This is a genomic window from Enterobacter cloacae complex sp. 397G4, assembly GCF_050031515.1.
GTDB lineage: Bacteria > Pseudomonadota > Gammaproteobacteria > Enterobacterales > Enterobacteriaceae > Enterobacter > Enterobacter hormaechei_C.
Genome location: NZ_JBLGWE010000004.1, coordinates 1 through 17,110 on the forward strand (window position 1 = coordinate 1; position 17,110 = coordinate 17,110).

Genomic DNA, 17,110 nt, shown 5'->3' on the forward strand with positions numbered 1-17,110 from the left:
GCATATACAGTATAAAGAATCAGTTTTATTCTTCAACACACTGTTTATTATGTTGTAACTACTCCCTACCTTCAGGTTCATGGTTCATTTTGTTAACGGTCTGTTGCTTCACAGCTTTGCTGATAGTCGCCCGGCTACAACCCAGCACTTTTTGAATCTGGCTCCAGGAGCTGCCGCTCGCAATCAGCCTGTTTATGGCGTCATAGCGAGACTGATTAACCTGGCGGCCTTTATACTTCCCTTCCCTTTTCGCCCTGGCGATCCCCTGCTGCTGCCGTTCCCGGCGCTGTTCATAGTCTCGCCTGGCGACGGCGGCCAGCATATCCAGCAACATATCGTTTATGGCCGAAAACATTCGGCTGTCAAAATCATTGTGACCCGATGCGAGCCAGGTTGTCGGAACGTTGACGGCCACAACCCGGATATCTTTCTGCCGGATCATTTTCTTCAGTGTGTTCCAGTCCTCCCCTACCAGGCGTGAAAGCCTGTCCACATCCTCTACCAGCAAGATATCGTTTTGCTGACAATCTTTCAGGAGCCGGAACAACTCAGGGCGTTCAAGCTTAGAACCTGATTCATTTTCAATGTAGTAGTTACAGATGCTCAGGCCGCGCTCGATGGCGAAGGTATTTATCGTGTCCAGGGCGCGTGTTGCATCCTGTTCAGTCGTGGATGCGCGTAAGTAAGCTCTGACAAAGCCTTTCGGTACTGTTTGAGTCATTATAGGGAACCAGTTCATTTTGAGTTAACCAGACACACCCATACAGTACCCATTTCAGTTGGTTCAGGGAAGGCACACTCAAAAAGAACCAGCAAACAGACCCCAGCCCTATAGTGACAACGTCACACTAAAAATTTACAACATAAAGATGATGTAAAGACACACCAAGATTTACACCATAAAGCGCACATAAAGACACAGCAACATTTACCATGTAAAGACACCATAAAGATAAATATATCTTTATTTGTGCTTTACATGGTAAAGCCATTGCATTATAAAGACACTGTAAAGACAAAAGTATCTTTACGAAAAACACACCATGTAAAGACATTCATATCTTTACATGAGCTTTACAACATAAAGAGAGGGATTCTGAAATGGGTAAAATCTTGCTTGTCGTATCAGATAAAGGTGGGGTAGGCAAAAGCACCTACGTGGCTAACACAGGCTCAATGCTGGTCAACAAAGGTAAGTCGGTAATTATCCTGAAGACAGATAAAAACCACGATCTGTTGAGCTGGAACGAAAAGCGGACAGATAACGGCTTACTCACTATCCCGGTTCACGCAGCTTACGGAAACGTCAGCAACGAAATTAAGCGCCTTAGTAAGCTGTGTGAAGTTCTCATTGTCGATTGCCCCGGCCACGACAGCCAGGAGTTCCGTAGCGCCCTGACAGTATCAGATATCGTGGTGACACTGGTTAAGCCGTCCTCTGATTTCGAAAGCGAAACACTGACCAGTGTTACAGAGAAAATCCGCACCGCTCAGAAAGCTAACGCAGCTCTGGAACCGTGGGTGCTGTTCACCAGAATCAACTCAGCGAAACCCCGCCACAGAAAAGCGGCCATTGATCTGGATAAATTACTGCGTTCGGACAACATCTGGATTCAACCTCTGAAAACCCGGATATCCGAGCTGGATGTGTATGAAAGCGCCTGTAATGAAGGGGCAGGGGTACATGACGTTAGCCGGGCATCGAGCCTTTCAACAGCGAAAGCACAGATTGAACTTGTGGCACAGGAAATTGGCATTTTATAGAAATATCAACAATATTCATCGAAATCTTTACATTGTAAATACACCATAAAGATACTATGATATTTACAATTAATGCATACCGTACAAGGGGAAATTTTCATGGCTTTAAAACTAAACCGCCCGAACATCGATGAATCTCAGCAACCAGCAACAAACGCAGAAACCGCGCGTTTTATCTCCGGCGCTACCAGAGCGCCTGTAGCGGGTAAACCAAAGTTGATGAACTTCAGACTGCCAGCGTACTTTGAGGAGATCCTGGAAGCGGAGGCGCAGAGAACAGGCCAGAGCAAGACAACCGTTCTAAAGGCAGCGCTGGCCGCATTCGATAACCTGGAGGAGAACCTGAAAAACCACTGGCTGCTTGAATCTGCAAAATTAGGGTAGCGTTATGGCTAAGAAAAAGAGATATGTTGTGATGGTTAGAGATAAACCAAATACAGCGGCAATCAGCGATTATTAGCCTGGTTAGTATGGTTCGCTAACAGGCATAATAAGGCCGTTGCCTATGACTGCGGAGAATGGATTGTCGAACCATCACATTGGTTAAGAATTGGAAATCCAAAATAGAAAGAAACCTAAGGAAAGAAAAATGTTCATATTCAGATATATTAAAACTCTTATTAATATCTACTTGTTATACATCCAACCGATATTGGGGATGTTCCTTATAGGTATAGGCTTATGGGGGTTCTATGCACCTGATGAGGGAACTTGTACTAATCTCAATATTGAGTTATGCGCTGTATCAGCTATTGATGTTCTGAAGCCTGCTATTTTTGTATTTTTAGGCATTATTACCGTTGCCGGATGGTACTTTACCGAACTTCAGCCGAAGCTAAGGGGGGAGGGCAAGTATATGAAGGTAAAAACAGGTGTAAAACCGGAAGATTTCGTTAAGTAAAAACCGAGCCTAAAGACGTTAACCGTGGGGGATTTATGAATAAATCATGGCTTGAACAACAGGTGCAAAATGAAAAATTAAAAAAAGTACAGGAAGAGAAAAAAGATGGCACTATCCAAAAAGGATTGTACAGGGTTCGTATAAAAGACAAATACAGGTGGGATTTGTGGGAAAATGATTTCAGAGTTGTTATTGCTTATTCGAAAGATGATGCAGAGCTAAAATTTACAGAAATGACAGGTTTTAATGAGCATTACTATATAGAAAGCATTGAAAAAATAGTGCTTTCAGATATAGAAAAAATCTTACTGGAAAACTGAAAAGATAGTTATCCAGAGGTTTAGTTAAATAATGGCGTCAGTTTTTCAACCAGTAGCAGATCGCTTAAACCGTCTAAAGAAACAACTTCTATACCAGAATCAACAAGTGAATCAACTCCACATACTTCACCGAAGCCGATAACCATAATCGGCTTTCGGTCTATCAAATCAAAAATCACCAAAGGCAATATTACACTGTTAATCGCTTCAAACTCCTGAAAAAACATTTCAGAGCCGTATTCGCTGGCAGGAAAAAGAATCTCACTTAATCTCAAACCATAAAAAATATGGTAGTGTTCTTTAAGGTTATCCTTTAAAATATTAACAGCCTTAGAATATTTTTCGTTAATAAACTCTTTAACCTGATATTTCATAACTCTCTCCAACAAGAACCGACTGTAGGTCACCGGGCAAACGTTGCGGAATGGCGTCAGAGACGTCATTTTGCGGCGTTTGCCCTATCCTGCATCGCAGTGAAAAGAACTCGCCTCGTGCGCTATGATTAACCGATGATAAAAGGCTGAAAGAAGCACTGCAAGCCGACTGGATAACATTGTTGCTTCACGGCTGATCATCATTGGTTGCCTCAGTGCTAGTGTGCTTTGCATCAGGAACCAGAAGACGATACCACGGCATTTTTTTGTTAAGCAGCTCCATCAGGGGAGTGGCAAACAAACTCAATCCCCACAGCGTTACGATTACTGGAATCGTGAAATTTTGCGGCGTCCAGAACTGGCGCTCAAGGTGGAACCATGTAACAACACAGAGCATTCCACCAATCCAGAAAATAGCTTTACTGAAAGCCCCCAGGACTGCCAGAGAAATAACAGAGACTAAATGCAGTGCGCCAGCCGTAGCAAGACGTAGATAAAACCAGAACCATTTAGCGTGCCGGATAACCGGGTTACCGTTCGTTTCTCGCAATCGTTTTTTACGTTCCCGGATGATTTCTTTTTTCAGCTTACTTCGTTCGGCTCCCTGCGGAAACTCATATATTTTAGCCATGTTTTGCCTCACTTATTCTTTTTTGGTGGAACGACTTTGTCAAACTCCTCTAAAAATGCCATATCATCTTCCGAAAAGGATGAGGATTTTTCATTTATACTAAACTCAAATCTAAGCATGTGAGCCATTCTCCCTTTTTTCCCAACAACAGAGAAAGATAACTGATTTATTTCCGTTTTCTCAATTATCTCATTAATGCTTTTATTGATAACATCACGAACAAAAAATGAGTATTTAGGATACTTATATTTCTTCTCCCCTTCCTCAATAGTATAAAGTCCCATTTCCTCTTTTAAATCATCCACGGATATATCAAAAGATTTTTTTGAACTATTCTGACTGTAATATTTCCTAATGACTTGATAAAGGTTTGTTGAGTTTACACTGTTCAACAACACAACTGATTTCAATACCTGAGTGGTATATCTATTTTCAGAACCAATCAACTTAGAAAAATATCGCTTAGCTGTATTTGTGAATTTTATCCGTACAGTTGCAAGATGATCGTAATAGGCACAGAATTCTGTTAAGTTTAAATCCAAGCGATCAGGTATTTTATTCTTAGATGATAGTATCCCAAGTTCATCAGCCAAATTTTTTAAATCATCTCTGTTTAAAACTAACGTAGTTGAAGAAAGAACTTTAGCTCCCTCTTTCAGAGCTGCATAAGAGGCATATTTATCTAAAGAAGTAGCTTTTGAAAAAAAGTCAGCATCAACCTCCAAAATATCATCATCTAACATTTCCTTTGTATCAATCTGGCAAAGAGCCAGAAAAAGCACTCTTTTTGCTGAAAGGGAAAGGGATGCAAGAGTTACCCCAACTTCATTTCTATGTCTAACTTTCGTTAATCCCGTTACTGTCTTCACGATAAGCCTCATATAACCTTTCCTATGTAGGCAAATCATAACCCCACAAAGGTTGTAATTCAAGACAACAATACAACCTTTAATTAAAAAACCTCTCACCTTTAGATATGAAGATCTGAGGATCTTCATATCTAAAGATAGCAACAACCGCATGTTTCACTTGATGTTCAGTCAAACTGTGGAAACCGTTAAAAATCTTCTCACCTTACGTGAAAAATCCTCTCATCTTTAGTGAAAAATCTAACTACCTTAACTTAAAAATCTTCTCACCTTACGTGAAAAATCCTCTCACCTTACGTGAAAAATCCTCTCACCTTTAGCAATTTTTTTCCATAATTTTCAGGTAATTGAAGCGAGCTAAGTTTTTAAGTTTTTAAGATCAAGAAGAAAATATAAGGCTTTTAATGCACAGCGTCTGTGGATAACTCAGCATAAATCCAGAGGATAGATCCGTCTGGCCTCCCTGAGCACTGCACCACCAAAAATTGAGCAAATATTAACCTTAGCGCGTAAGTGCTCTATTGAAACCCCGTGGAAATTCCGCTTCCTCGCTCACTCGCGGGCTTCGCCCTGTCGTTCGGTTGCGGCGAGCGGTGTAATCTCTCTAAAAGATCCAGACGGGATCCTTTTCCGATCCAATTCTTAAATGCTCTCAAAAGCCCTCAGAGGCGTTTTAACCGCTTTAACCCGGTCATGGTTCAACGGAGCGGGTAAAATGCGCTTAGAACGTCATACAGCTCGTTTTTAACCTGATCCCTAATCAGGGGGTATAACAGAGGCGGCCAAAAAATCCGGCCTTGCTCGTCAGAGTATCTACCGCGCATTATCCCCGAACGGAAACCCGACCATCACAACACTTGCACAGCTTGCAGCAGTAGCCGGGTTACAGTTCACTCTCAGTAAGCCCAACCACTAACCTTTCAGACAAGCCCCTCATACCGGGGGGATTATTTCTTACGCCAGCAAAATTTCACGACCGGCGAGGATGGCCAAGTGTTTTTTGCTGGCAATTTTCGTGCAGCAGCTGGCGCCCGGATTCATTTTTTGCTGTCAGGCATCAATCGGTTTCAGCAACCCGCCCCGTAATTCGCTGCTAACGCATCTCATAACGCGCAGATACAGCGCCCCGCGCCAGTGTTTCACACTGACCCGGCGTACCGTTCGCAAGCTCACGCGCTAACTGCGACAGGCTAAACATCGTCTGATAGTCAGAAATTGGCCTGGCAGGGGTGAGGGGGGTTATCGCTCTCATTCGGGCTTGTTGGTTCGCCAGTCCTGGCGAACGTCTCCGGCGCGATGTTACGACAGCGCATTATGTAACTACAGTTCGCGCCTCTTTCGGAAATCCCTTCATGCGCGGTAAAGCAATATACATCTTTATGTAATCTTTACAATGTAAAGCATTAAAAATGATTCCATAACCATCATTTGATGGTATAATGAATTTGTTGGTTGGGAATGGTTCCCTGCCAGATTCCAGAAGCCCACACGGGCGGGAGCGAAAAATGAATATTCAGGAAGCATTAAACGTTTTTGGTTTATCCGGTGATCTGACTGAAAAGGACATCAAGGCGGCATACAAAAAAGCGGCTTTAAAATATCATCCAGACCGCAATCCATTGGGTGCCGAGCTGATGAAAGCAGTAAATGCTGCGTTTGATTTTCTCATGGCTAACATTGATAAAATCAATCAGTTTCAAAGCACTGATGAAAACGCACGTTACAACTACGGTGAAGATCTGGAAAAAGTTCTGAATACGCTTTCCGGCCTTACAGGGATTGTCTATGAAGTTATTGGTAATTGGGTCTGGATTAGCGGAGAAACTAAAGAACACAAAGACATTTTAAAGGAAATGGGCTGTAAGTGGGCATCTAAGAAAAAACAATGGTTTTACCGTCCTGAAGAACACAAAAGCCGCTGGAACCGTAAAGAACACAGCATTGAAGAAATTCGTGAAATGTATGGTACAGCGGGTAAACGTAAGGCGTCAGGCTGGACACGTGTAGAAGCAAGCGCATAACCGGAATGGGGGCGAAAGCCCCCTAGAACATGGCAAAGATTGATTCGGAGACACGTTGATGAAAAACAAGACCATAACGGAAGCGGAGCTGATAAACATTTTTGAAAGTTACGGAGCCTACATTTGCCCGGATGAGATCGAAGTTACAGCCAAAGAATGCAATGAAAATGGTTCAGTCTTGCACCGTGGCTTAAACGCAGAAGGATGGGCGCATCTTTTTGCGAAGGAAGAAGCATATCAGCAGGAATGCGAAGCCCAGGAAGCTGCAAGTGATGATGGACACTTTGATGAATAGTCTTAAAACTGCCGTAATTCGATTTACGGCTTTTTTATTGAGTTCAAAAGGCTGAATCGATGAAAGAACAGAAAAATTTCTTTGAACGGTATAAACCGGTGTTTGAAATCGTTTGTCGAATCCTGGGGAACGGCTGGCGTGTAAATCTGCTCGATGATTGCCAGTACAGGATTAAGCTAACCTCACCTGATTTTAAAAATTACTCTATACATATTCGAATGGAGAAAGGAAGGTTAGTTATCATTGGAAGCGTAGATAGTCGCAGCTGGAGAAGTCCTTACCATACTTGCACAGTATCGCCAGAGCGTAACCCTGTAGAAATCGCCGCCGATATTGAAAAGAAAATCCTGTCGGATGCTTTAGATAATGTAGATATGGCGCGAGAGTATGAACAACAGTTACAGCAAAAACGCGAGAAAAAACTGATCCTGAAAGGAATGCTATCTCGTTTAGTGCATCTTGAAAGCTGGCATGGGACATTGACCGGGTTTAAAGTTGAGAATGGGTTAGATGGTAACGTATCAGAACGGGGCGACGGATATGAAATGGTAATTCGTGGCCTGAGTGTAGATCAGCTCATAAAGGTAGCGGGGTTTATTAAACAGCTATGAGGCAAAAAATGAATGAAGTCCTGAGCGACAGGAAAAACAAAGGTAATGTAACATACAGGATTGTTGTGTCTGAAGATGCAACACGTTTGTTTATTGAACTTGAAAAACTGATGAAGGTACGCTCTAAAGAAGCGGATAAAAAAACAACTAAAAAGATTGTTTTCCAAAAATCATTTTATTACGAAGAATTCTCGAACGTTAAAGATGAAATTGATGATCCAATTTTATTGAAATTCTATACAGATACTATTGTGAAGGTACAAAATCATGAGTTTTAAGCCAACACCTGAAGAGGTGAAACAAGCACGTATTAAAGCTGGCTTTACGCAGCAGGAAGCCGCTGAACGGTTTGGTTTTACGTTATCAGCCTGGCAAGCCAAAGAAACATCCGGTAAAACGTCTCGTGGTTTAGCCGCTGGTACGTATGAATTACTTTTGCTCCTGGCTGATGAACATCCAGATTACCAGCTCGTTAAGAGAGAAAAAAATCAGGATAAAGTGACTAAATAAATTGCATTACCATCATATGATGGTATAATTTATTTGTAGGTCGGGAATAGTTCCTTACCATGATCCAGTAGCCCAAACGGGCGGGAGACTAAAATGAACACGTATGTTATCACTTTCCAGGCTTTAAACACTAAGAAAGAAAAAATCACCTGCTCTGCTTTTGTCCATTCAGAAACTCTCTTCCTTGCCGTTCATTCTTTCGAAGATAAAAATCGCGGTCGTGGTTATGTTATCACGTCTGTTAGTGAATTGTTGTCCGAGGAACTGACGGCGAAAAATTCCCTCAAGAAAAATATTAACTTTTGGTTTAATGAGTGTGGTTTAAGTAAATCTGAGGTTATAAACGAAGTAATTAACTGGAAGAATTTCGCATATACCCTTAAAGAACTGGAGGAAGCCAAAAATGAAGCGATAAGAGAACTGCGGAGTTAATCAATTAGGGGTGGTATCAGGTTGTGGAGGCAACCTGATACCGTGACACTCAATTCCCTCGCGAGGAATATAAAATGTCGGAACGCATGTTATCAGCAATACAGACTGTTGAAAAGGGTGGGCGTCCGGTTTTTCCCTTGATGCCATTCTCTGCTTTTCCTGAGTACATGGCATTACTCAGAAAAGCCCTGGAAAAGAAAGAAACAAAAGCACTGATAGAAAAACAGGAGGTGCTATGAAAAAACAGGAGTTTTTAGATTTTATCAGTGCAGAACAGAGGCGGGGAGCTGTCCGGTTTTCGCTGGGATTTAACAGCAAAGGGGAAATTGTATTGCACTGGACTAACGAGGCCGGGTTAAGAGTCTGGAGTATACTAAGCGGTAACAGGGGAAAAAGTCCCAGCCGGGCAAACCGGGAAAGAATGAGTAACCTCCGCCGCTGGCTCCATGATGCCCGGCAGGGCATGGAAGGCGACACACCAGAGGCAGAATAAAATTCCCGTTCCTGAATCGCCGAAGCCCTCCCGTTTACGGGAGGTGCTTTTTTTGTATATTCCGTAAAACAGCGCTCGCGCCCCCTGCCAGGCCATTCGCGTAGCGAATTTATTTCCGCCCAAGTTAGCCGCGAATCCGTTGTCTCCGGTCGCAGACGCACCAGATCACAGCCACGATAGCCTTTCATTTTTTGCATTTCGATGGACGCTGAAGCACAATTTATGTGTGGAGGTAGTTCACTGCGATGCAGGATAGGGCAAACGCCGCAAAATGACGTCTCTGACGCCATTCCGCAACGTTTGCCCGGTGACCTACAGTCGGTTCTTGTTGGAGAGTTTTATGAAAAAAGTTCAATTCAGGATTGAAGAAAGCCAACATGATGATCTACTTGATTGTCTTAAAACACTTTATCCAGATGAACCGGGTTTAACCGTGGCAAAAGGAATGAAGCTGCTTGCCAATGCTTTACTGAAAAGCAAGGTTAAAAATGAAGATGTTAATGTGTCAAAAGACAATGATGATTTTATCAAAACCACAATGTATTTGACAGGGAAACAAAGAACTTTAATAGAGAAAGCGGCTCATCGTCATGGCTGGAATTTATCCAGAGAATGTCGTTATCGAATCCAGACGACACTTGAAAATGAACTTGATTTTTTCGATCAGGAACTTCTGGTGATGAATCGTTGCCGTAATGCAATAGATAAAATAGGGCGAAACTTTCATTATATTATCGTTAATGATAATGCCAGAGTACTTGATAAAGATGGGTTCTATCAGGACGCTGAGCGGTTGAGTTCAGAGATAATGAGTCTCAAAAGTGAGTTTGAAAACTACATTATGTTATGCAAAGGGCGAACTGTTTCTAACAAGGTTGAGGTGTAATCATGGGCGTTTATGTTGACAAGGAATTCAGGGTTAAGCGTAAGTCCTCTGAAGCTGGCCGCAAGTCTGCTTTCGCCCATAAAGTTAAAAATGGTGGTAAAAACTATCAACGCAACGTTCAGGAACGTATCAACCGCAAGGGTGCCAGTAAGGAGGTTGTTGTCAAAATCTCAGGAGGTGCGATTACCCGGCAGGGAGTTCGAAACAGTATTGACTATATGAGCCGGGAGTCAGAGCTGCCAGTGATGAGTGAAAGCGGTCAGGTATGGAAAGGTGATGAGATTCAGGAGGCTAAAGAGCACATGATAGATCGTGCTAATGACCCTCAAAATGTTTTCGATGATAAAGGTAAGGAAAATAAAAAAGTAACCCAAAATATTGTGTTTTCACCGCCTGTATCAGCAAAGGTAAAACCTGAAGATCTGCTTGAGTCTGTCAGGAAAACGATGAACAAGAAGTACCCAAATCATCGTTTTGTGCTTGGCTATCATAACGACAAAAAAGAACATCCACACGTGCATGTCGTTTTTCGTATTCGTGATAATGACGGTAAACGAGCTGATATCAGGAAAAAAGATTTACGGGAAATTCGTACAGGTTTTTGTGAAGAGCTGAAGATGAAGGGCTATGACGTTAAAGCCACTCATAAGCAGCAGCATGGACTTAACCAGTCTATTAAAGATGCGCACAAAACAGCGCCAAAACGACAGAAGGGCGTTTATGAGGTTGTTGATGTTGGCTACGACCATTATCAGAACGATAAAACCAAACCAAAGCAGCATTTCATAAAGCTTAAGACACTGAACAAGGGCGTGGAGAAAACATATTGGGGGGCTGATTTTGGTGAGTTAACCACTCGCGAGAACGTTAAGAAAGGTGATCTTGTTAAGCTGAAGAAGTTAGGACAAAAGGAGGTGAAAATCCCTGCACTTGATAAGAACGGTGTACAGCATGGCTGGAAGACTGCACACAGGAATGAGTGGCAGCTAGAGAACCTGGGGGTTAAGGGCATAGACAGAATCTCTTCATCCAGTAAAGAGCTGGTGCTGAACAGCGCGGAGATGATTAAGAAACAGCAACTCCAGATGAGAAATTTCTCGCAAATAAAACAGTCGATGATTCAAAGCGAACAGAAAGTGAAAATCGGAATTCGTTTAGGATAATTCATACTCTCCGGTAACTTATTGATTAAGATCGATTTATTTATCTTGTTAGCAGAGTTTTTGTAAAAAGTAACTAGCGGTAAAAAATTTAGTTAACTTGACTATAAAATAAGCGCATGGTGATCAATCGATCTGCTTTTTTGTTATCAAATAGCATATGTATCTAGATATAAATAAAATACAAGCACAAACAAAATGAAATGTGTCGTAAATGCGATCTAAAGATCTGCTTGTGTGGTTGAACGCAGCACATGTAGCTGATAAAGTTTTTATGAGATGTAAATTTGTCCTTTTGTTTTTTTTCTCTGATTCGGGGTCATCCGAGTCGAGAGAGCGCCTGAAAGGAAAAACTATGGAATGGTATGTTTTGCAATTCACCACTACGAGATTTGCAGCAGTTTTTGCTCATCTCGAACGCCTGAACTTCTCTTACTTCTGTCCTATGGAGACTGAAAGGTATCGTCGCCCGGATAAGATAATTTCATATCGAGAAAGACGTTTGCCGCTTTTTCCCGGTTATCTTTTTATCCAGGCAGATTTTGAAGAGGTTCATTCCACTACAATAACTGCTATCCCTTACGTACAACGCTTTATCTCATTTGGCGGTGAGCCTTTACCTGTACCAGAAGATGTGATGGCGGAGCTTTTGTACAGACAATCACATACAACAGCTCAGGCAAATCTTTTAAGGAAATCAATTCCACACGATTTTGCTGAAATTCTACTCATGGATAATCCGCAGCAAAGAAGTATGGCTTTCATCCACTACATCACAGAGAGAAGCTTAACCCACAAAATGAAACGGAAGAAAAATGACTGCTACCCGAAAAAAAACCGCAACGAGACGCAAGCCCCAACGTAATACACTCTACCTGCCCTCAGCTTCTCGTGAGGAACTGGATAAAATTGCTCTGGAGATTGGCTATCGCAGGGGGCGACGTATTTCAAGCTCTGGTGTTGTCCAGTACCTCATAAAAAAATATTCCAGCCAGGCTATTGAGGAGCTGATAAACGAAGACGATGAAGACGATGACGACTTCGATGACTAACCATTCAGTCTAAACTTTCCGCGCTGTTCTGGCCGGGAGAAAATCATGTTATCTACTACTGCTTTTGCGGCGCTTGCTTTGCAATGCGCGGCCAGCGTTCATCCCGATACTGCGCATGAAGTTGCAAGGGTTGAATCTGGTTTTAACCCATATGCTATTGCCGAGATAATACCGAAGGTTGAACGTAAGCCCGGTGACAAAGGCGTAGTGTCCTACTTTCCCAAAACTAAGGAGGCTGCACTCCAGATCGTAAATCAAATTGAATCACGAAATCATCGTTACTCAGTCGGTCTTATGCAAATAACGAGTACGAATTTTGCAAACTTCAATACAACCGCTGAGAAAATGTTTGACCCCTGCGAAAATCTCAAGGTTTCAGAGCAAATTTTGGTGGATTGTTATAAACGTGGTGGCGATATTTTACGTGGCCTGAGTTGCTATTATTCCGGCAATCCAGAAACAGGAACTAAACCTGAATCAGATTTTAATAACACCAGTTATATACAGCGCATAGGGTTTAATCCGCCTGATAACAAAAAAAACTGGGTGGTTCCTTCAGTTAAAGATGCAATCAGAAAGGAGAATGTAACACAGAATATCAAACCTAAAGAAGTTACCGTATATCCCCAATATGCCATGCGTGGCACTGTTTTAGATGAAAAGGAAACAAACGATGTTAAAACTCAATAAACGTTATTTAACTCTTTCTGTATTTATGGCTGCATTGATGCTTTGTGTAGCAGAACCCGCCTTTGCTGATGATGTATCCACTAAAACAACTGGCTTCTTGCAGAAGATTATCGATTTTCTGACGGATATCCGTAAGCCAGCAATCACCATCATTGCGCTGGTAATTGGTTATATCGCTATCTTCTCACGCCAGCATGCAGCGTGGATTACGCCTTTAATTATCGGGATTATCATCTTTATTGTTGCGCCATATCTGCCTGACTGGTTAGCGTAATATGTAATAAAAGGGGGCGTAAAAATGAGTACCGTTTTTAAAGGGCTGACACGCCCCGCTTTGATTAGGGGGCTGGGCGTTCCGCTCTACCCCTTTCTTGGAATGTGCGTTATCTGCGTTTTGCTTGGTGTCTGGATTCATGAGGCTATGTATGCCCTCATCCTCCCTGGCTGGTATGCCATCAAGCGAGTTACGAAGATAGATGAACGCTTTTTTGACCTGCTTTATCTGCGAATGCAAATCAAAGGTAATCCTCTGGCAAACAAGCGCTTCAATGCCGTCCATTATGCGGGGAGTTCGTACGACGCAGTCGATATATCGAAAGTGGACAATTTTATGAAGCTTAAAGACCAGTCTTCTCTTGAAGAGTTAATCCCGTATTCATCACACATCACTGATAACCTCATTGTTACCAGAAACCATGATCTACTGGCGACCTGGCAGATTGACGGAGCTTATTTTGAATGTGTAGATGAAGCGGATCTAGCCTTGCTTACTGACCAGCTCAATACGCTGATACGTAGTTTTGATGGGAAACCCGTTACCTTTTATACGCATCGTATTCGGGTTAGAAAAGAAGTGCGACCTGTATTTGACAGCAAGATCCCATTCGTCAACAGAGTGATGAACGATTATTACGAATCGCTTTCGGCGGCTGAGTATTTTGAAAACAAATTATACTTAACCGTATGCTATAAACCGTTCAGCGCTGAAGATAAAGTGACGCATTTTCTTTCAAGGAAAAAGGGTAATAAAAATATCTTCGAAGAACCCATTAATGATATGAATGAAATATGTGGCAGATTGAGCACCTATCTCTCCCGGTTTCATTCCCGTCGTCTTGGGTTATATGAAGAAAATAATATAGTTTATTCAGAACAGCTTACGCTGTTCCAGAAACTGCTATCCGGGCGCTGGCAGAAAGTCAGAGTCACCAATAGTCCGTTTTATACATACCTGGGTGGTAAAGACCTGTTCTTTGGTAACGATGCTGGACAAATCACTGCCTCTGACCATGCCCGGTACTTTCGTTGCATCGAGATCAAGGACTACTTTCAGGAAACGGATGCCGGAATTTTTGATGCACTGATGTATCTCCCGGTTGAGTATGTACAGACTTCCTCTTTAACTCCGATAGACAAGCAGTCTGCAATCAAGGCGCTGGATGATCAGATCGACAAACTCGAAATGACCGATGATGCCGCTAAATCCTTGCTCGCTGATTTGAAAGTTGGTCTCGATATGGTCTCCAGCGGCTATATTTCTTTCGGGAAAAGTCACCAGACACTGATTGTTTACGCAGATTCGCCGGAGCGTCTGGTGAAGGACACCAATATTGTAACGACGACCCTGGAGGATTTAGGGCTGATCGTAACCTATTCAACCTTGAGTCTTGGCGCAGCGTATTTTGCTCAGTTACCTGGTAACTACACGTTACGGCCACGCCTGAGTTCTATCAGCAGTCTGAACTTTGCCGAAATGGAAAGCTTCCATAATTTCTTTACGGGCAAGGAGAAAGGAAATACCTGGGGTAACAACCTTATCACCCTGGGCGGCTCAGGAAATGATATTTATAACCTGAACTATCACATGACTACCGAGCATCAAAATTACTTCGGTAAAAACCCCACGCTGGGGCATACCGAAATTCTTGGTACGTCAAACGTGGGTAAAACGGTAGTGATGATGACTAAGGCTTTCGCCGCCCAGCAGTTCGGAACGCCGGAGTCTTTTCCACCTGAGAGGAAATTAAAGAAGTTAACTACAGTATTTTTCGACAAAGATCGGGCAGCGGAACCCGGTATACGTTCAATGGGAGGTGCTTACTTTCGGGTGAAAGAAGGAGAGCCGACTGGCTGGAACCCTGCGGCTTTGCCACCAACCAAACGAAATATTTCCTTTATGAAAGACCTGGTGAGGCTACTTTGTACGCTTAACAGTGAGCCGCTTGATGATTACCAGAACCGCCTGATTTCTGATGCCGTTGAGCGCCTGATGCAGAGGTCAAACCGCTCTTATCCGATCAGTAAGTTGCGACCACTCATTCTGGAGCCTGATGATACTGAAACCCGGCGGCATGGGCTTAAAGCACGCCTGAATGCCTGGGTGCAGGGAGGGGAATTTGGCTGGGTGTTTGATAACCCGGACGATACGTTTGATGTGGACAACCTGGACGTTTTCGGTATAGACGGAACGGAGTTTCTGGATAACAAAGTACTTTCCAGCGCCGCTTCATTCTATCTCATCTACCGTGTCACCATGCTGGCTGATGGCCGCCGACTCCTTATCTACATGGATGAGTTCTGGCAATGGATTAACAACGAAGCGTTCAGAGATTTTGTTTATAACAAACTCAAAACCGCGCGTAAGCTGGATATGGTGCTTGTCGTAGCGACACAATCGCCGGATGAACTAATTAAATCACCTATCGCGGCTGCCGTTCGTGAGCAGTGCGCAACACATATTTATCTGGCGAACCCCAAAGCGAAACGTAGTGAGTACGTAGACGAGTTGGAAGTGAGAGAACTTTATTTTGACAAAATTAAAGCCATTGACCCGTTATCTCGTCAGTTCCTGGTCGTCAAAAACCCACAGAGGAAGGGGGAAAGTGATGATTTTGCGGCTTTCGCAAGACTGGATTTGGGAAAAGCGGCGTATTACCTACCGGTTCTCAGCGCATCGAAACCCCAGCTTGAACTGTTCGATGAAATCTGGAAAGAGGGTATGAAGCCGGAAGAGTGGCTTGATACCTATCTGGAACGTGCAAACCTGATTTAAGGAATCCCTATGAAAAAGCATATCGTTGCGGCACTTATCGCCTCTGTTACGGTTATTTCTGGTGCTCAGGCTGGTGTTCCCGTTGCCATTGATGCAAACCCTGAATGGGCTGTCGAAGCGCAGCGCTGGACAGAACGCCTCAAACAGTGGCAGGACACCGTGAACCACTACCAGAAACAGATTAATGCCTATAAGCAGGAGCTGCTGACCAAAACGGGCATTCGTGATGTTCAGGGACTGGTGCAGTCTGCGCAATCTGTCAGTAAGGAGCTGGAGAATATTTACGACCAGGGGAACTCCTTCATTGATGATTACATTAAGAACCCGGAAGCCACCCTGTCTGAGCAAGCCAGATCACTACTGGCCGATTATAAGGTGACAAACACCTGTAAGGGGCTGGGATATACGGGCGACCTGGTGCGGGGCTGTGAAGCCTCGTTCCTGTCCCAACTGGCGGGGATCGAGTACGGCAATAAGCTGGAAAGTAAACTGCGTGAAGATAATCAGGAAATGGCCGACCTTATCGACCAGGTGAAGAACGCCCAGGACACGAAAGCCACGCAGGACGCGACAAACGCTGTATCTCTGGCAAGCCTGAAATTTAACAAGCTCAAATTTCAGTATGAAATGTATCGCGATAAGCAGCGCGATCTTGCAGAATACAAGGAGAAAATGTTACAGGCTGCTTTCCAGGAGAAACAATTAGGGGCTGTTAATAAAGAAACTCCAGTTGTTGATTATAAGGCAGCATTTGAGCAGCAGAGTTATGAAATGAACTGAGGGGGCATTTTGAAAAAATATGGATTAGTTGCGGCGTTGGGGCTTACATTCTTTCTTACCGGGTGTGAAGAGGTTAAATCTGTAGACTGGTGGCAGTCTCACGTAGACGATGCAACGAAAAAAGTAGCTGAATGCAAAAAGTCTGGGAGTGATAGCGAAAATTGTAAAAACGCTAAGGAAGGTTTGTTTAGGTATAAGCAATTACATCCTAAGCATGTTGACTATAAAGATGCATTCAAAAATGTATTGGGTAAAGATGGAAGTTAAAA

At 43.1% G+C, this 17,110-nt stretch carries 24 protein-coding genes and 1 pseudogene; 21 read left to right on the plus strand and 4 right to left on the minus strand.

The features are described from left to right. Window positions 1-58: 58 nt before the first annotated feature. Window positions 59-721, minus strand: a complete 663-nt coding sequence (locus ACQG1Y_RS25685) for a recombinase family protein (RefSeq protein WP_001549893.1) — start codon at window positions 719-721, stop codon at window positions 59-61. 380 nt (window positions 722-1,101) lie between these two features. Here ACQG1Y_RS25685 and ACQG1Y_RS25690 point away from each other — a divergent pair, with 380 nt between their 5' ends. The 4 genes from ACQG1Y_RS25690 to ACQG1Y_RS25705 all read left to right on the plus strand — a co-directional run bounded on the left by ACQG1Y_RS25690 (window position 1,102) and on the right by ACQG1Y_RS25705 (window position 2,985). Continuing rightward, window positions 1,102-1,764: a division plane positioning ATPase MipZ gene (locus ACQG1Y_RS25690; protein ID WP_000516402.1), complete on the plus strand. Its 663-nt coding sequence runs from the start codon at window positions 1,102-1,104 to the stop codon at window positions 1,762-1,764. Between the two features lie 99 nt (window positions 1,765-1,863). Next, window positions 1,864-2,148: a CopG family transcriptional regulator gene (locus tag ACQG1Y_RS25695; RefSeq protein ID WP_426737449.1), complete on the plus strand. Its 285-nt coding sequence runs from the start codon at window positions 1,864-1,866 to the stop codon at window positions 2,146-2,148. A 205-nt stretch (window positions 2,149-2,353) separates the two neighbouring features. Next, a complete protein-coding gene (locus ACQG1Y_RS25700; protein ID WP_000469598.1) occupies window positions 2,354-2,665 on the plus strand; it encodes a hypothetical protein in 312 nt (103 codons plus the stop codon). Between the two features lie 35 nt (window positions 2,666-2,700). Further along, complete coding sequence (locus ACQG1Y_RS25705; RefSeq protein WP_001043731.1) at window positions 2,701-2,985, plus strand: hypothetical protein; 285 nt, start codon at window positions 2,701-2,703, stop codon at window positions 2,983-2,985. Window positions 2,986-3,005: 20 nt separating this feature from the next. Here ACQG1Y_RS25705 and ddp1 (ACQG1Y_RS25710) read toward each other — a convergent pair whose 3' ends face one another. The 3 genes from ddp1 (ACQG1Y_RS25710) to ACQG1Y_RS25720 form a co-directional block, all read right to left on the minus strand. Further along, window positions 3,006-3,359, minus strand: coding sequence for a DNA distortion polypeptide 3 (gene ddp1, locus ACQG1Y_RS25710; protein ID WP_000877224.1), 354 nt, complete (start codon window positions 3,357-3,359; stop codon window positions 3,006-3,008). Window positions 3,360-3,546: 187 nt separating this feature from the next. Further along, a complete protein-coding gene (locus ACQG1Y_RS25715; protein WP_001074369.1) occupies window positions 3,547-3,990 on the minus strand; it encodes a hypothetical protein in 444 nt (147 codons plus the stop codon). An 8-nt stretch (window positions 3,991-3,998) separates the two neighbouring features. Next, window positions 3,999-5,012: a replication initiation protein gene (locus ACQG1Y_RS25720; RefSeq protein WP_001348704.1), complete on the minus strand. Its 1,014-nt coding sequence runs from the start codon at window positions 5,010-5,012 to the stop codon at window positions 3,999-4,001. Window positions 5,013-5,622: 610 nt separating this feature from the next. Between ACQG1Y_RS25720 and ACQG1Y_RS25725 the strand changes: the two are divergent. The 17 genes and pseudogenes from ACQG1Y_RS25725 to ACQG1Y_RS25805 all read left to right on the plus strand — a co-directional run. Then, window positions 5,623-5,775 (plus strand): annotated as a pseudogene (locus ACQG1Y_RS25725) (DNA-binding protein); the annotation flags it as partial. A gap of 589 nt (window positions 5,776-6,364) precedes the next feature. Then, complete coding sequence (locus ACQG1Y_RS25730; protein ID WP_001025390.1) at window positions 6,365-6,880, plus strand: DnaJ domain-containing protein; 516 nt, start codon at window positions 6,365-6,367, stop codon at window positions 6,878-6,880. A gap of 58 nt (window positions 6,881-6,938) precedes the next feature. Continuing rightward, complete coding sequence (locus ACQG1Y_RS25735) at window positions 6,939-7,175, plus strand: hypothetical protein (protein WP_000792381.1); 237 nt, start codon at window positions 6,939-6,941, stop codon at window positions 7,173-7,175. Window positions 7,176-7,234: 59 nt separating this feature from the next. Continuing rightward, window positions 7,235-7,786 (plus strand): hypothetical protein, encoded by a 552-nt coding sequence (locus ACQG1Y_RS25740; protein WP_000662998.1) that lies wholly within the window; start codon window positions 7,235-7,237, stop codon window positions 7,784-7,786. Between the two features lie 8 nt (window positions 7,787-7,794). Beyond that, window positions 7,795-8,064, plus strand: coding sequence for a hypothetical protein (locus ACQG1Y_RS25745; protein ID WP_001006717.1), 270 nt, complete (start codon window positions 7,795-7,797; stop codon window positions 8,062-8,064). After that, a complete protein-coding gene (locus tag ACQG1Y_RS25750; protein WP_000008707.1) occupies window positions 8,054-8,296 on the plus strand; it encodes a hypothetical protein in 243 nt (80 codons plus the stop codon). Before ACQG1Y_RS25745 ends, ACQG1Y_RS25750 begins: the two co-directional genes overlap by 11 nt. A gap of 93 nt (window positions 8,297-8,389) precedes the next feature. Continuing rightward, window positions 8,390-8,728, plus strand: coding sequence for a hypothetical protein (locus ACQG1Y_RS25755; RefSeq protein ID WP_001099725.1), 339 nt, complete (start codon window positions 8,390-8,392; stop codon window positions 8,726-8,728). Window positions 8,729-8,802: 74 nt separating this feature from the next. Continuing rightward, window positions 8,803-8,967, plus strand: coding sequence for a hypothetical protein (locus ACQG1Y_RS25760; RefSeq protein ID WP_000004083.1), 165 nt, complete (start codon window positions 8,803-8,805; stop codon window positions 8,965-8,967). After that, the gene (locus ACQG1Y_RS25765; RefSeq protein ID WP_004199355.1) at window positions 8,964-9,221 is read left to right on the plus strand and encodes a hypothetical protein; all 258 of its coding nucleotides are present in this window, start codon (window positions 8,964-8,966) and stop codon (window positions 9,219-9,221) included. Before ACQG1Y_RS25760 ends, ACQG1Y_RS25765 begins: the two co-directional genes overlap by 4 nt. Before the next feature lie 340 nt (window positions 9,222-9,561). After that, the gene (gene ddp1 / locus ACQG1Y_RS25770; RefSeq protein ID WP_001348698.1) at window positions 9,562-10,107 is read left to right on the plus strand and encodes a DNA distortion polypeptide 1; all 546 of its coding nucleotides are present in this window, start codon (window positions 9,562-9,564) and stop codon (window positions 10,105-10,107) included. A gap of 2 nt (window positions 10,108-10,109) precedes the next feature. After that, window positions 10,110-11,270, plus strand: coding sequence for a MobP1 family relaxase (gene mobP1 / locus ACQG1Y_RS25775; protein WP_004199101.1), 1,161 nt, complete (start codon window positions 10,110-10,112; stop codon window positions 11,268-11,270). 352 nt (window positions 11,271-11,622) lie between these two features. Further along, window positions 11,623-12,132 carry a transcription termination/antitermination NusG family protein gene (locus ACQG1Y_RS25780; protein ID WP_000455437.1) on the plus strand — a complete coding sequence of 170 codons (510 nt, stop codon included), beginning with the start codon at window positions 11,623-11,625 and terminating at the stop codon, window positions 12,130-12,132. Window positions 12,133-12,364: 232 nt separating this feature from the next. After that, window positions 12,365-13,009 carry a lytic transglycosylase domain-containing protein gene (locus tag ACQG1Y_RS25785; protein WP_426737452.1) on the plus strand — a complete coding sequence of 215 codons (645 nt, stop codon included), beginning with the start codon at window positions 12,365-12,367 and terminating at the stop codon, window positions 13,007-13,009. After that, a complete protein-coding gene (locus ACQG1Y_RS25790; RefSeq protein WP_000916156.1) occupies window positions 12,993-13,283 on the plus strand; it encodes a TrbC/VirB2 family protein in 291 nt (96 codons plus the stop codon). Before ACQG1Y_RS25785 ends, ACQG1Y_RS25790 begins: the two co-directional genes overlap by 17 nt. 24 nt (window positions 13,284-13,307) lie before the next feature. Beyond that, window positions 13,308-16,061, plus strand: coding sequence for a VirB3 family type IV secretion system protein (locus tag ACQG1Y_RS25795; RefSeq protein WP_015060057.1), 2,754 nt, complete (start codon window positions 13,308-13,310; stop codon window positions 16,059-16,061). 9 nt (window positions 16,062-16,070) lie between these two features. After that, window positions 16,071-16,841: a type IV secretion system protein gene (locus ACQG1Y_RS25800; protein ID WP_000716326.1), complete on the plus strand. Its 771-nt coding sequence runs from the start codon at window positions 16,071-16,073 to the stop codon at window positions 16,839-16,841. A 9-nt stretch (window positions 16,842-16,850) separates the two neighbouring features. After that, window positions 16,851-17,108, plus strand: coding sequence for an EexN family lipoprotein (locus tag ACQG1Y_RS25805; RefSeq protein ID WP_000759841.1), 258 nt, complete (start codon window positions 16,851-16,853; stop codon window positions 17,106-17,108). The last annotated feature ends 2 nt before the right edge of the window (window positions 17,109-17,110 follow it).